Source organism: Enterococcus sp. AMC1623 (assembly GCF_058216495.1).
On the sequence record NZ_CM177096.1, the window covers coordinates 2,418,511 to 2,434,451 of the forward strand.

Consider the following 15,941-nt stretch of genomic DNA (forward strand, 5'->3'; position numbering starts at 1 on the left):
TTTTTTAATAAACACAAAAAAGACACTTTCCGCAATTGGAAAGTGTCTGAAATCATTGATATAACAACGATTAACGTTTTGAGAATTGTGAAGCTTTACGTGCTTTCTTAAGACCTGGTTAGCCCAACCATTTTTTCAAACAGCTTCATAATGCTTTAGTAGCAACGATTTGGAGAGATAGAAACACGAAAATTTTTATTGACTTTCAATTTATTTGAAGGCAATGGTGTCAATTTTTAATAAAATACTGCGAGCTGAAACTGCAATTGAGTAGAATTTTTTTCTTAATGTTAATCTTAAAGTAGGTAGAAAAGGTTATATTTTAATTTCCCTTTTTAAATAGTGGAGTACTAGAATCAGGTGGGGCTGTGGGTGGTATAACTTTTATACTTAATGGCATAGAGAAATCTACTCCAGTTAGAATAGCCTCACCTTCTCCTAAAACAGGTAGATACGCTAGAATATCTGAATTAGCAGCGGAGCAAGATTGTCTTATAGCTTCCTTATCATAGTAATTAATTAAGCGATGAACTAAAAAAGTACCCATCTGAGATAAGGTGCCTACTGGAATATCCCTTGGCATTTGTGTAGATATGCAGAGAAATAATCCATATTTCCTACTTTCCTTTGCAATTTGATCAAAAGCCGTCAAGCTTGTTGATTGAAAATAATCATCAACGATTGCTTTATTCAAAAATTGATGAGCTTCATCTAAAACAAGTACAATAGGATTCTCTTTAAATTTTTGATTTCTTGCTAATTTTAAAAGATATTTTCCAATTGCATTTGCTAAGATTTCTCGTGCTTGAAATTCATACCCTAAACTTTCGAACCCTATTCTAAGTACAAAATTTTTCTGTTGTTTATCAGAAACAAATCCTTCGATAATCTCAATTAAGTTAGTTTCTTTTCTCTGAGTATCATTAAAATCAAATGATCGATCATATATCTTCGTAGTCACCATATTGGTTATTCTAGAAGACAAGCCGTAGCAAAAATTAGCATCACGTTCACTAACCGGACCAAAAAGCTTACCGTTATTGTTATCTGTCGGGTAGATACACTCACAGATAACTTGTTTACTTAGTTTTTTTATATTGATATTGATATCTTCTGACTCGATTTTTTCAAAATTTTGTAATTGATATCTTTCAAAATTTTTTATCATCCCTTTAGATTTCTTCAAAAGGCCAGATTCGTTATCAATAAAATTTTCTATTAGGCTTCTAGTATTTGGCTTATCAATTTCATCTTGATATATTTTTACTATTTTCAATGAACGTATTGCTTCAAGGAGCTTTGGTTTTTGTACACCTTCAGATGGTTTAATTAAAAAAAACAAATCCTCTTTTGTTAGATTTCTGTACGGAAAAAAAGCACTTTCTCCTATGACAACAGATTTTACACCTTTTTTTACAGACGAATACTCCCCAGTAGGGTCTAGCAAAATGACTTTAGACTTATTACTAGTCATACTTTCAATTAATTTTGCTATAGTCCAACTTTTTCCTCCTCCAGTTGTTCCTACTACTGCACAATGACGATTAAATAACGCCTGTTGACTAACATGAACCTCAGTTTCTGAATTCGATGTTAAATAGCCTAATCTAATATATGGAACATCCAAATCATTTTTTTGTCCAAATCTCATTACATATTTCTGAATAAAACTGCTCGGACAAACAAAAACTTTAGCTCCTATATTAGGAAAAGCATTCAATGTATGTTGCGCATTTCCACTAAAATAATCAAAAGAAAGTAAAATTTCTACTTTAGCAGTTGGATGAAAATCCGAATTTTGAAATGACTTTTCCGATAACGTCAGTCTCTCTTTTTCAGGTAAGTCAATTTCTGAAATTTTACCCATAAAGCCAGCATTCTCTGCTTCAATAGTGACAAAATTCCCTACTAATCCACCATTAAATTCTTCTCCAGAAAAAATCGTTTTATTAAGCAACGTAGAAGAGGGAAAATGGACCTTGACAAATTGAGGACTTACATGGCTAATATATCCAATAAAATAGTTATTATCAAATGGATTTTTTTCATTCATCAGAACTCCCCCATTTAGCCGATGAGTAAATTTCAGAATACGGATAACTCTCAACAAATTCCTCAAATGTTTGCTTAGTCAATATTACATTTCCTGTTTGAGATACCTCTTTTTTTAAATCTTCATATTGATCTTCCGCATCTATATTCGGAGCTACAAATATTATTGTTATACTCGAGTTAACACTTAATGCTTCATAAATCATGGCATTAATATGTGCATCTCCAAAGCTATATCCAACAATTATAAGTAGTGTATTCTTGGCTCTAGTTTCTTGCTGAAATCTACTCATCATTTCGAAAAAAGGCTGTTGATAGGAGCTTTCATACTTGTTAGAACTTGGATAAATCATAAGTGGGTCTTCGGATTCATCGCTAATGATTACTTCGTTGTTTTTAACTATCCAATTTATTGATCCATGGGGTTTATAAACATGAACTACATTCGGAACAAAGTTATCCTCCAAAATATTTTTATTAGTTATTCTAGTTACAACATCTAAGTCAAAATTTGTTCCTTTGAATTTCCGGGGAAAATTAAAAGAAAAACCATCAATAATCATAAATCCATTTTTTTCAGCTGCTTGTTCAAATAACGTATCGTAGTTCAACGTAAACACTTTTGGTCTTGCGTACTTAGTTTTCTTTGCTGATAGTTTTCTTAAAAATTTGCGATGTGCGCTATCTTTTGGTAACTTAAGTGTGCAATTTTCTTTTACCATATTTCTAAGTTGCGTTATAAATTCTTCTATATCTGAATCTCCAGTAACATATTGATATAATTGAGCATGTGTAAGAAGGAGCTCTAAGTTAGTAGTTTCGCTTTCAGCTTGAAATTCCTTGAAATTTATTTTTTCGCAAAAATCTTTTAAATGTAAATAACCGAATCTATTCACCGCTTCTTCCCATAATCCCGACATTAATTTTCCTTTTTTATCACCAATTCCAACCCCAAAAGAACTTCCTGCACCCGTCAAAATGATTGTATTTTCATATTGACGTTTTAAGTGTTTCTGTAAGGCCGCATCTCTCAACCTGATAGCGACTTGTTCCCAAGTTTCACTGTCCTTTTTTTCTTCAATAGAAATTTTTTTGCCGTTTACTTTAGCATATTCTTCAGTAAACTCAATATCATTATTGTGTTCAATATATATTTTCACGTTCAACAATACACCTCCATTTTTTTCATTTTAAGATGGGATTCATATTTTCTTATTCTAAAATAATCACTTTCGTTATAATTTCATTTATAACAAAATCTAACTGATCCAACGGAATTACAAACCATTCTCTTGGGACTATCATTCGACCATTTACTCCAACTATCTCAACGTCTAATTTATTATCTTTTAACACTTTATGAATGGAATTTTCAAACTTTGCAGCATCTAGATTAAAAACATGGTATTTAGTTACAATTTCAACGGGCGCATAAAGATAAGTTGATTCATTTATTGCATTAGCAATTCGTTTTTCTACAGATCCTGTTGTTACACCAATTTTATATAAGTTATCAATTTCTTGAATTTGCGGATTATCTGATAACGATCGCAAAACGTATATATATCCAGATGAAATATCTTCTTCCTGAATACCATCAATAAGATTATCGATATTATCTGTTATCATTTTTCCACCACTACCGGTGCGATATAAGTTCGCAGCTAATGAACGTAGCAGAACATTACTTTCTGTCCCATTCTCATATATTACATGTAGACGTGCATTTTCTTCGCCATTATTTGTTTTGAATTTTTCACCAATCGATTCTACATATAAAACTGTTCCCTTTTGTATCAAAAAGCTACCTTGTTTTATTTCATAATTTTTAAACGGCAATATCTTTCTTGTCCCCGCCGCAATTTCCTTTTGAACATTTCGAAAAAGTGGTTCATATTTTGAAAAGTCCCTCATGTGCTTTCTCTTTGCTACAAAGTCAGGTTGGTTTTCTACTTTTCTAAAGCGTGAAGTATTAAATATTGATTTTTCAGAATTAGATTGTGCTAAATCACCCAATAATTCAGAAGAACCAAAATTCAATATATCATCAAGTGATTTTATTTCTTTATCAAACTGTTTTGATGGTGATAACAGGCCAACTTCATCATATTCTTTTAGTTTAGCAATTCGATCTGGATTTTTTCTAATTCCAATTAAACGATTTGCTAATGTACGTTCAGATAAACGAGTTGAATCATTTGTTTTTTCAGGTTCCCTTCCGTTTTCCTGATAAAATTTCACAATTTCCATAAAGTTTTCTACTTCAAGATCATAGAAAATCTGCTCTTGTTTTCTTGAAGGAGCAGTGATTTGATCAAACAAATTACTGTTCATAATATCATCAAGTGAACTATAACGTTTATCCATTCGCGCGACCTCTCTTCAGGTCACGCATATAAATGACGGCTTCCCCCATTCTTTTTTCAATCGGATCCGTTGACTTCTCATCAGGTGCTCTTCCAGCCTCAGTAAAAAAGGCTTCTACTTTTGGCCAAATAAATTTAAGCTCTTCTTCGTCGAATTTTATGCGTTTAGCATCGATGCTTTCTTGAATCAATTTCAATACAGGCGCATTTAATTCTTTAGATAATACTTCATAGGCTTTTTGGAATGGATTAACCGAATCAATTAAATCAATGTTTAAGTCTTCAATATTTACAAACTTATCTGTCATACGAATAAATTCCTTACTACCCCTTACTTCTCTAATACTGCTTTTCATTGCATTATCAGCCACAACGGTCTGTCTAACTTCTTCTACTTCACTATCAGTTAGATTCGGATATTTTTCTTGAATCACTTTAGGAATTAATACTTTATTCAACAACTTTGGTTCAATTTCTCTACTAACCATTGCTTTTTGAATTTGTGAATCTTGGAAAATTGCAGCTTTTAAGTCGTTCAAATCATTTTCAATGATCTTTTTAGTATTAATAGTTGACGGTTCTTTAAATCCTTTAATATGCAATTCCCCAGATGCGTTTCTATCTGAGTTACTTCTTCGTGCTTTGAACTTGAAATCTGGTGTTAAAACTTGTTCCATAAGTAAAGAAGCTGAAATAGCTTTTAGCATAGTATTAACAGAATATGTCACATCATCATTTTTAGCATCAGGTTGAGCAATCAAATTAGTAAATTGTGCATGAGTCTTATTTGAACTATCTCGTGTACAACGGCCAATAATTTGAACAATTTCTGTAAGTGAACCACGATACCCAATTGTTAATGCATGCTCGCAATACGGCCAATCAAACCCTTCTTTTGCCATTCCTAAAGCAATAATAATATCCATATCATCTTCATCATCAGTATTTCTTAAATACTCTACAATTCTATCTCGTCCTTCTACTCTTACCAAATCAGCAATTTTCAAAATTTCCCCATCCGAATGACGTCTAACACTAAGAATTCCTGTTTCAGGATTTTCCTCCACAACTTCCCCAATTAAATCAAGAATCTGATCTACTTCCATTTCTTTATCTTTGGTAGACTCAATAGAATTTACATTTGGAATATGAATAATCGTTTTTTTGCCTGTATCTAGAACTTCATTAATGGCTGATAGATATTTTCCTTGATAAAAGTGATAGCCAATACCAAATGACTTTAAGTATTCATACCCATCAAGCTGTTCGTAGTATGTGTATGTTACTTTATCAAATAGTTCTTCATCTTGTGGCTCTAGAATAGGTACTGAATCACCTCTAAAATAAGAACCAGTCATTGCTACAACATGGCAACTAGAATTTCTAAGAACACTTCGTAGCAGTTCACCCAATTTTGAATTAACATCTGCTGAAACATGATGGAACTCATCAATTGCCAATATGCAGTCATCAAAAATGGAATCATCTAGTTGTTCAAATGCAAATCGCAACGTTGCATGAGTACATACCAGAATTTCCTCATCTGATTCCATAAATCGAATAAAGCCTTGGACTTTACTCTTATCTCCTCCTGCTGAAGTAAGATTATTCCTTGGTTCAACTTCCCAATTCGAAAAGAAGCCATGACTGGTTAAATCAGTATTTTTGAATGAAGCTCCAATGGAACGTTCTGGCACAGCGACAATTACCTTCTTTAGTCCTTGATTTATTAATTTGTCTAAACCAATAAACATTAAAGCTCGACTTTTTCCAGATGCCGGAGGAGCTTTTACTAATAAGTGCTTCGACTTGCGTTTTTCAAAAACTCTTGCCTGCATCTCACGCATGCCCAAACTGTTCGTTGATTTACTTTTTCCAGTTTGATGATAATTTATATCAAAAATGTTTGAAGTCAATTAGGCATCCCCTCTCATATCTGCATATCTTTCTAATAGAATTTTTAATTTTTTACTATCATCATAATTTGAAAAGCCATAAATTCTATCAATCAGTTCATCTAATTTACTGTGAACTAATTTTAAATCGCTAGGAATCGTTTCTGGCATATATAACTCTGCCAAGCTTCTTCCATCCATTTCTCTCAAATCTAAAATATCAAAAACTAAATCCTCGATTTGCTTGATTTTGTCATCGCTAATCTTAGGAATTGGAAACGTATTGTAGCATAAGCCAGATGAGTAACTATATCTCGTTTCAAGCCGCCCACTAACAGCATCAATCCAAATCATATGGACTTTAGACATTAAAATACCTAATAAATATATTGGTGCATCGTAGATTCCGTATACTCGATTCGATAAAATAGTATCTTTATTGTTGATAAATCCCATAGGGATATACATTCTAGCTTCAGATGATACTGCTGGTACCACCAGTGTATTAGAATCACTACTTTTATTATTTTTATCAAACGGCGTTATTTGTTTAAACATGTATGGTCTGTCAGCATACTGATTAGTTGATTTAGCTTTGCTTTTTTTCCTGAATTCTCGGACCTTGTTTATTCTTATATGAATTTCAGGATACTTCAAAACTTCATTGTATTCATTTTCTGTTATCCATAAACAGTACCTATAACTTCCATTTAAAAATTCTTCACTACCTATATACTTTTTAAAATATTTTTCTATACCATGATATTTATTAATCATATCTTTATATTCGTCTATAGTAAAAATTAGGCCTCCACTATCTGTCGGTTTATTACCAAATAGCATAGTTTGGCAATTAGACAGCTGTCTTCTTGTATCTTTTACTAATATGTTGTCTCCATCTATGAGATAAGCATTGATATTTTTAGCTAAAATTCTATTACTACCTTCATAAATATGCTTAGAATCATTATTATTCGAGCTTAGCCCTATAATAATAACAGTAACTCCGGCCTCATTTTTTGCATTATTAGACCATTTGAAACTTTTGTAAGCAAAAAATATTTCTATGTGATTCAAGAAAATTTCTTCCCATAATATCGCCACTTGTTCTCCCTGACAAATTGAATTCGTAGACACAAAAGCCAGCTTTGAATTATTATTTTTTATATATTTACTTCCTAAGAGAAACCAACAAGCAATATAATCAAGATAACCATTTCCTGTAACGCCTTCAAAAATTTTTCTTACACTGGCTTTTTGTTCTTTGGTCTGCTTAGAGTGCCCTCTATATGGTGGATTTCCAAATAAAAATACTTCTTCTTCATTTTGATTTGAACAAACTTCAACCCAACTGACTTCCAATGCATTGGCGCATCGAATATCTCCTGCTGATCTTAGTGGTAAAGTAGGCCTCACCGCTTCCGCAACGGCTGCTTTTAAGGCTGTATTCATTTGATGCTCCGCAATCCATAATGATAATTTAGCAATATCACATGCAAATTCATCAATTTCAATTCCATAGAACTGAGATAAAGTAACAATCGGTTCGTATATTAGCATTTGCGCATTATTTATTTCATTCATCAGCACGTAGATATCAATTTCTAATTGGCGTAATTCTTTATACGTAATAATCAAAAAATTACCCGAACCACAAGCTGGATCGAAAAATTTCATGTTTTTTATTCTATTTGTAAGCGTTGAAATCTTATCTAAATGTTTTTTTCTTGTATCAGAGATTTTTTTCTTTCCTAAGTGTATCTCTTGAAATGAATCGTTCCACGAATCTTTAATTTCTTTAAACTGTTGTTTGACTTCATCTAAAAACAAAGGATTGATTACTTTCATAATATTAGTAACGCTTGTGTAATGCATGCCTAAATGACTTCTACTATCTTCAGTCGCAACAGCTTGGATCATGGACCCGAATATATCTGGATTTATTTTTGACCATTCAAGAAGCTCTCCACATTCCAGTATTAGTTTCCGAGCTTTTTTATTAAACTTAATCGGTTGATGTGGTTCCATAAATAATTGGCCATTTACATAAGGGAAGTCTTTATAAATAATTGGCGTTTCTTCTCTCGACTGTGTATCTAAAACTTTAAACAAACCCTCGATATAATCATTTAAATTATTCCCATCATCACTTGTATATTGTTTTATACCATTCGTAAATTGACCCTTATGGAAAATATTTGTATCCTCAGCAAACAAACAGAATAGAAGTCGCATTAAAAATAAGTTTAATGCATGGCGCTGTTCCTCATTATCTGATTCTATTTCTTTATTTAAAACGTCGAACAATCGTGCAAAACGCTCTGCTGCTTTAATATCTAGTGGATTCTCTTTTTCAAAATCTACTTTTTCAATTCCATTCCATGCTAGAAAAAAGTTAAAATGTATTGGCAATTCTTTAAACTTAATATCTAATGACTCCCCAGTTTTCGTATCTTTAGCTAAAATCACTTTGAAATTGGTAACAAATAAATACCTAGGGATAGCAACCGCATCGTTCGCTTTGCTTTCAATTTCAATGAAAGCTTCAAAAACATCGTTTACTGTTTCTTTAAAATATAATTTATTCTTTAAATGTACTTCCCCCGGAATCTTCGAAAGATTATTAGTTCCATTTTTTAGACGTGTAATTGTTGAATTTGGTATATCGTAAATTTTTAAAAAGTCATAAATAAAGTCTTCCTTATTTTCTTTATTAATAATTTCAATAATTTCATCTTCTATTTCAATTAATGCCATGTTTAGTCCTCCCACATATCTCCATCAATAAATTTCCATAACTTAATTCAAAATGTTGGTTAGATGATTTCCTAGTATTCTTAGATATTTTGTCTCTCAATAATTAGAAACTTCATCTATATGTTACCTAATATCCTCTCTAAACCAATCCTCCAATTCATCCGTACTGACTTTACTATAAATTCGGATTAGTTCCGGACGTAATGTTTCAAATGCTTCTATCAATTCTTCTCCACCAAATTCTCCAGAAAAAGATTTATTCGTTAGTTCTTTGGACAACATATTGATTAATTCTCCAGTTTTTTGTTGATCTGCCAAGGTATTAATTAGTTTCCCCACTAAATATTGATTTTCAAAATTACTATCTGCAAAAAAATCGTATTTTTCGACTTCTCGTGTAACTATCTTAATCATATCATCTTTATCTTCATAATTAAATTCGCCGGCTACATCCATATATTCGACAATACCACTCGTAATAACGGTGACTGCCTCATCTTTCTTCTGTTTAGATAATTCATCGGCAATCGGTAAATTTTTTATCTGATCACGTACCATTTTTTGAAGTTCTTCTTGAATGACGTCTTGCTGCAGTTCATAAAAATAATCATCCATGAACTCCTCACATGGATAACCAACTTCATTTTCCCAGGCAGGATTTTTAAACTCACCAGTATAAAACTCTTCCTTGATAGCTTTCACAACTTCTGGATGTTCTTGCACTATTGTAATCTGCCCTTTTAACTGCAAGTAGTTCGCAATATATTCTTCAATATCACCAAAATAAAACCAGCCTACCGGTTTCCCGCTAATACTAGATAATTGATTAATCACATTTTCAGGGGCCAATGCATAGCCTTGAACATAGGAACTGATTGTTGGCTTCTTTATCCCCAAGCGATTGCCCAACTCCGTAAAGGACAGATGCATACTTTCTTTGATTTCTTTGATTCGTTGTCCTACCTTTACTTTATCCGGTTGTAATAAACCAAACATAGATTACTTCCTCCTTGTCATTTTTCCCTATTATATCACTCGTATAAAATTTCGTATATATTTTTTGCTAATTCTCTTGACTTCGTATAAACAAACGTATAAAATACAAATCATAGATGGCCGTCTATATTTTTTTAAACCGACCGTATAAATTATCGTATATCAAAAAGGAGGCCTATTATGCCAATTAAAATTAATGATCTTACTTTACCAAAAGAAAAACTAGAAAAAGAATACCAAGTCGTCAATGTTACTCGCTGGCAGAAAGATGGGGAAATTCTAGGTTGGAGCTATGAATGTATCCTACCAAAACTACGCTACGAGAAAATCAGTGTCAAAGTCAAATCTGAAAATCCTATAATCACTCCGGAAGAACTTATCCAACAAGGCTTAGCCATGGTTACATTTATCAATTTAGTGATTTCGCCTTGGGGGCGCTCTAACGGTCAATTCGTCAATTATGGTTTATCGGCCACGGCAGATGCGGCAACATTGATTCCGAAAAAACAAGGCCCTACTGCACAAAACTAATTTTCCTATGGGTTTGTTGGGTGGTTAGGACGAAACGGCGGGGCAGCGCCATAGAGCCGCTTCTGTCCGTTAAGACCGCCCAATAAACACATAGGCTGGAAGGACTGCTTTGCAGGACTTCCCCTTAACTTGATTTATAGAACAACATCAGGCGAAAAATGATGGTTCTTTGACAACTGAATACACATCAAGGAGTGATGGTTTTGAAAGCTTATAATCAGAAAATCATTGAAACTCCCACGTACCTTGAAATTTATGATTATGAAGCGATCATTACTCCTAAACAAAAAGCAGACAAAAATGAAACCAACCTAAAACGAAAAAAAAAATTAGCCTGGCTTTATGAAGAAGAAAATACGACTACTGATAAAAGAAAAAACTATGATGACCTATCTGCTCAAGGGCAATACGACAGCTTAAAACGAAAACAAAAATACTATCAAAATATGCGTTTTGAAATTGCCCGACTCGTGGATATGAACTTTGACAATCAGACGAAATTCTTAACCCTCACTTTCAGAGAAAACATTCAAGACATTGCCTATGCGAATAATGAATTCAAAAAATTTATCAAACGACTAAACTACGAACTCTATCACACAAAAAAAGCAAATCTAAAATACCTAGCCACGTGGGAAAAACAAGAACGAGGTGCCATCCATTATCACATCATCCTGTTTGACTTTCCTTTTATCTCCATCAATCGTCTTACTACTATCTGGGGACATGGATTTATCAAAATCAACAAGATTGATGTGGATAGCATCGAAAATCGTGGGCGCTATATCAGTAAATATTTCGATAAAGACTTGGATTTGAAGGAACATAAGAAAAAGGCCTTCTTCAAATCGCGCAACCTCAAAGTGCCCAGCGTCACAAAACAACTCGTGGATCAACCTTTTGATACCACGAATCAAGAGGTACTTTATACCAATGAGTATCTCGTAAGACGTCCAATATTTTACAGTGCGATAAATGAAGGTGGAACTCCTGAACAAGTGATGGATTTTCAAGAAAGCACTGTTCACTATACCAAGATAAAAAAATAATTCATTATTCCCTACGCAAAATTCAAAGGAAGTGAGAATATGACCGAAATGAAAATTTTACTCAGTGATGATCAGATGGGCATTATTTCTACTCAACTATCTGATTTAATCACAACTGAAATCGAAAAAATTAAGACACAGGAAAACCTGCAACACCGCTATATGAATAAGAAGCAAACTTGTAACTATCTACAGGTTTCCAATAATACGTTAGATGGCTGGATTAAAGAGGGCTTACCCCTTATTCAAATCCACGGTTCAAATAGATTTGACCGTATCGCCATTGATCAATGGCTAGCAAGCCTAGCAAAATAAACCCGACATCGTTATACTCTATATATAGTATTTGATTTCGGCTCGCAAATTCGGAGGGAAATACTATGGCAATTAGCAAAACAGAAAATGAGACTTACCGTTTACGGCTTTACTATCCACAAGATATCCAAGAGATGATAGGCGTAAACAAACTTTATTCCAAAACTTTCAAAACTAGAAAGGAGGCAAAAGAAGCAGAAATTGATTTTTATGCCAAGATTAAAGAGCTACGGGAAAACAAAGAAAAGAACGCTTTTGAACTAGGTGGCGAAGCACTGTTCAAAGATTTCTATGAAGATATCTGGATTGATGCTTATACAGCTGGCTTAACTTCTCGAAACACGAAGTCTCCCACACCTGTCACAATCGCGAATACAAAAGATATTTTTCGACTTCACATCTTACCAATGTTCGGAAAATACACGTTGAACTATCTGAATCAAAACAAAGCCTTTGTTCTAAAAATCATGACTCAAAAGGCTGCCGAATACGCAAACTTCAAAATACTACGTAGCTACGTTAATTCTATTTTCGATTGGGCAGAAGAGCTTGAATACATTGAACGGAATAAACTAGAAAAATCGCTTAAACGAATCAATGCTACTAAGAAAAACCAATTGCAAGAAGCTAAAAAAGAAGAAGATTTGTACCTCTCCTTTGAACAACTTCAAGAATGGCTAACTGCCGTCCAAAACGATTATGAAAGTGGGCAATTGACTTTACAGGACTATGTATTATTTCTGACTACCTTCTTTTTATCTGATCGCAAATCAGAAACTTATGCCATCAAATGGAAGAACGTGAGTTTCACTACTTCCCAGATTACGATTGGTAAAGCCTTGGATAAATTTGGCAATGAAAAAAGCACAAAAGGGAATAAAACGACAATCTTCCATATTCCAAATGAGCTAAAGCAATTACTTCAACAGTGGAAAGTCCAACAAAAAGAAGAACTAGCTCAATTTGAAATCGAACAAACCGAAGAACAGCTACTCTTTACCTTCTTTGATGATAAAGGGAATATCAATCAAAGGCTTCATACAGATTATTTGAACTACCGTATGAAGTCCATTGAGCGACGACATAAACACCTTACCCATGCGACTCCACACAAGTTACGGCATACTGGGGCAACTTTAGCCAAACAAGCTGGTGTCGCTCTAGAACAGATTTCTGAAGCATTGACTCACAGCGATACCAACATCACGAGGACCTATGTAAACACACCAAACGTCATTCAAATACCCATTGGTGAAATTGCCTATCGCAAATTGTCTCAAAAAGATGCAGACCGGAATGGTGTCAACAATGGTGTCAACTCAAAAAAAGACGCTTCGCAAAATGAATTGCGAAACGCCTGAAAGTACTGATATGAAGCTGTTTTTAACGCTTAGAGAATTGAGATGCTTTACGAGCTTTTTTAAGACCTGGTTGGCAGTTCAAATGTGTTATTTTAAATCAATGAATATCAAAAGTGCTGATTTACCAGTATTTTCCGCCTCAAGATTTGTACTGTATTTCAGTCGATTTTAGGCACTCGTAACCACGATTCGTAACCAATTTTCAACGTAAGACAATTTAGTTACGATAAGTTCAGAGCATATCAGTATCAACTACACTCCTTTAAAACTTTCCATTGAAGAAACTGCATGGTAAATCCACGTAGTCTTTTTATCGTTGCCAAATCAAAGATAAAAGAACAAATTCCTCAAAACTTGTAGGACTAAACATCATGGCGAATAAAATATCCTTTTATATCATCAATTTTAAAATCTTGTATTAATGATACTGGATGAATAGAACTGCCGGCTGCTAAGACCTCCTTACAAGACATGAATGACCAATTTGGTTCATTCCCTCTGTAATCTGGATTATTTGCATAAACAATTCCATCTATTCCCGCCCATATTGCTGCTGAACTACACAAAGGGCAAGGTTCAAAAGTAGAATACAGCCAATATCCTTTCGGAAAAGCTGCTATTTCCAGTATAGTGCAGGCTTTTCGAATACTGTTAATCTCTGCATGAGCAGTAGGATCATGACTCTCACTTACGTTGTCTCACCAAAACAAATAACCTTACCCGCTGGATTTACAATAGCTGATTGAATTGAATGCCGAGTCCATTGCCGTTCAATTAATTCAGACATAATTTGATCATCAGGATGTTGAAAGTCCATAGTTTCCCCTTTTCAGTCATTGCTTTCTAAACATAGCGCTTTGAACGACTTTATGAATTGATATTTTTTCATTATTGATTGCTAGATAGAATTGATATAAAATTCTCCAAATGTTAGGCGCTCTTTGCGGAGGGGTTCGCCTCAAGCGAATTCCCCTTCGTAAAGAGTTCGCCTTGAACACGAGTGGGCGCCAGCCCGCGAGTGTTGTTTCACCCCCCCTATCTAACAGGGGGGTACAAAAACACGAAAAACAATCGAAAAGCTACGTACAAACACTGTTATACCAAGGAAATAAGCACTTATTGACAAGTGTAAACTAATTTAAAAAAGTTCACATTTTGTTTTCACTGGTTCTAACGAGTTTCAAATAGCGCATCAAACTGATATTTTTAGCTATTCAACTTTCAATTAGCCTCGTTGATTTTTAAATTACCGATTTTATGCTTCTATTGATGGCCCGTGAATTATATTACGATTTGAATTCATTTATTAGCTGATACTTAGTCGAACGGCCTTGCCCGACTTTTTGAATCTTATTCTCTGTTTGTAACTCAGCTAAAGCACGTTCTATCGTTCGCTGGCTAATATCCGGCAATAAGTTCTCCAGATTAGCTCTACTCAAAGGTTCAAAGGACTTTTCTAGTTCCTCTACTACCCTCTCTGCAGGTGTTAGCTCACGATTAATAATAATCTCGAAACGCTCTGAGAAGTTTTCATACGCTCGCAAAATGATTCCGACAAGATAGCGAACAAAAGGCGTATAGTCTTGCTCATTTTCCAACCATCCTACAGAACTTGCCTGTAACGCTTCATAATAGGTTTGCTTCGATTCTTCAATCAACATTTCAATACTGATGTACTTGCCGACTAAATAGCCTGACTTGTATAGCAATAACAGCGTCAACAAGCGCGACATCCGCCCATTCCCGTCACTGAATGGATGAATCGAGAGAAAGTCTAAAACAAAGCAAGGAATCAGCAGTAACGGATCAATCTCAGCCTTCTGAACGGCTTGATTGTATTGGTAGCACAACTCATCAATTAAATCAGGTGTCAAATAAGCAGGAGCTGGTACAAACCGAACTCGCTCCTTACCATCCAGATCTTTTTCCGTAATAACATTATCACCACTTTTGAACTTACCTTTGTAACTTTTAGCTGAGTAATTATAGAGGTTCTTGTGTAACGTTAAAATATCATTTGGCACTACGCGAATGTACTCGTAGCTATCATGAATCAGTTTCAAAACATCCCGATAACCGGCAATTTCTTCTTCGTCTCGATTACGAGGTTTGACCTTTTCTGCCACGATTTGCTTCAAGCGGCCATCTGTCGTCGCAATTCCTTCAATTTTGTTGGAAGCCTCTGTACTTTGAATCAAAGCCAAGTCCGTCAGTTTACTTAAAATTTCTGGTTTGGTCGCAATATAGAGTTCTTGCTTTCCCTTATACTCATGAATCTTAGTCATCATATTCAACAAATCGTGACTAAGAGAGAGTTTTTTCAACTCACGATAATTAAATTCTTTCACCGCCATCCACCTCTTTTCTCCGCCATTTTATCTTATTTGGCGGAGAAAAACAAATAGTGGCGGAGAAAATTAGAAAATCTTCTTTTAAAGTATTTTCCATCTAAAAAGCAGTATATTTTGAAAAGCTCTGCGCCTCTTAGATGTTATATCAGTAAAAATTAGCAACAGGATTTACTCTACCGTTTACAATAATAAAGACATCTCCCCCCATCAATCAACCACTCTACTGGAGAAATCTATCTACTTATAGTCAATATAATCAATATCTATT

Annotated in this window: 13 protein-coding genes; 4 read left to right on the forward strand and 9 right to left on the reverse strand. The window is 34.1% G+C overall.

Annotated elements, in window-relative coordinates; translation table 11 throughout:
* Positions 1-322: 322 nt before the first annotated feature.
* The 6 genes from AC4BC7_RS11590 to AC4BC7_RS11615 form a co-directional block, all read right to left on the reverse strand.
* On the reverse strand, positions 323-2,053 hold the full coding sequence (locus AC4BC7_RS11590; protein ID WP_490502929.1) for an ATP-binding protein: 1,731 nt from the start codon (positions 2,051-2,053) through the stop codon (positions 323-325).
* A complete protein-coding gene (locus AC4BC7_RS11595; RefSeq protein WP_490504431.1) occupies positions 2,046-3,212 on the reverse strand; it encodes an SIR2 family protein in 1,167 nt (388 codons plus the stop codon). The genes AC4BC7_RS11590 and AC4BC7_RS11595 overlap by 8 nt, the downstream gene beginning before the upstream one ends.
* Before the next feature lie 52 nt (positions 3,213-3,264).
* Positions 3,265-4,419, reverse strand: a complete 1,155-nt coding sequence (locus tag AC4BC7_RS11600; RefSeq protein ID WP_490502930.1) for a GIY-YIG nuclease family protein — start codon at positions 4,417-4,419, stop codon at positions 3,265-3,267.
* Positions 4,412-6,334, reverse strand: a complete 1,923-nt coding sequence (locus AC4BC7_RS11605) for a DEAD/DEAH box helicase (RefSeq protein WP_490502931.1) — start codon at positions 6,332-6,334, stop codon at positions 4,412-4,414. Before AC4BC7_RS11605 ends, AC4BC7_RS11600 begins: the two co-directional genes overlap by 8 nt.
* The gene (locus AC4BC7_RS11610) at positions 6,335-9,070 is read right to left on the reverse strand and encodes a class I SAM-dependent DNA methyltransferase (protein ID WP_490502932.1); all 2,736 of its coding nucleotides are present in this window, start codon (positions 9,068-9,070) and stop codon (positions 6,335-6,337) included.
* 123 nt (positions 9,071-9,193) lie between these two features.
* A complete protein-coding gene (locus tag AC4BC7_RS11615; protein ID WP_490502933.1) occupies positions 9,194-10,066 on the reverse strand; it encodes a helix-turn-helix domain-containing protein in 873 nt (290 codons plus the stop codon).
* 180 nt (positions 10,067-10,246) lie between these two features.
* On the opposite strand from AC4BC7_RS11615, the gene AC4BC7_RS11620 reads away from it, so the two are divergent.
* From AC4BC7_RS11620 to AC4BC7_RS11635, 4 genes are all read left to right on the forward strand, one after another.
* Positions 10,247-10,597 (forward strand): hypothetical protein, encoded by a 351-nt coding sequence (locus tag AC4BC7_RS11620; protein ID WP_490502934.1) that lies wholly within the window; start codon positions 10,247-10,249, stop codon positions 10,595-10,597.
* Positions 10,598-10,800: 203 nt separating this feature from the next.
* Positions 10,801-11,646: a rolling circle replication-associated protein gene (locus tag AC4BC7_RS11625; protein ID WP_490502935.1), complete on the forward strand. Its 846-nt coding sequence runs from the start codon at positions 10,801-10,803 to the stop codon at positions 11,644-11,646.
* 39 nt (positions 11,647-11,685) lie between these two features.
* Positions 11,686-11,961, forward strand: coding sequence for a helix-turn-helix transcriptional regulator (locus AC4BC7_RS11630; protein WP_002340127.1), 276 nt, complete (start codon positions 11,686-11,688; stop codon positions 11,959-11,961).
* Positions 11,962-12,026: 65 nt separating this feature from the next.
* The gene (locus AC4BC7_RS11635) at positions 12,027-13,322 is read left to right on the forward strand and encodes a site-specific integrase (RefSeq protein WP_490502936.1); all 1,296 of its coding nucleotides are present in this window, start codon (positions 12,027-12,029) and stop codon (positions 13,320-13,322) included.
* Between the two features lie 362 nt (positions 13,323-13,684).
* Here AC4BC7_RS11635 and AC4BC7_RS11640 read toward each other — a convergent pair whose 3' ends face one another.
* The 3 genes from AC4BC7_RS11640 to AC4BC7_RS11650 all read right to left on the reverse strand — a co-directional run bounded on the left by AC4BC7_RS11640 (position 13,685) and on the right by AC4BC7_RS11650 (position 15,676).
* Positions 13,685-13,978 carry a tRNA-specific adenosine deaminase gene (locus AC4BC7_RS11640; RefSeq protein ID WP_338031054.1) on the reverse strand — a complete coding sequence of 98 codons (294 nt, stop codon included), beginning with the start codon at positions 13,976-13,978 and terminating at the stop codon, positions 13,685-13,687.
* A gap of 32 nt (positions 13,979-14,010) precedes the next feature.
* Positions 14,011-14,139, reverse strand: coding sequence for a hypothetical protein (locus AC4BC7_RS11645; protein ID WP_490502937.1), 129 nt, complete (start codon positions 14,137-14,139; stop codon positions 14,011-14,013).
* A 469-nt stretch (positions 14,140-14,608) separates the two neighbouring features.
* Positions 14,609-15,676, reverse strand: a complete 1,068-nt coding sequence (locus AC4BC7_RS11650) for a Fic family protein (protein WP_171311551.1) — start codon at positions 15,674-15,676, stop codon at positions 14,609-14,611.
* Between the last annotated feature and the right edge of the window lie 265 nt (positions 15,677-15,941).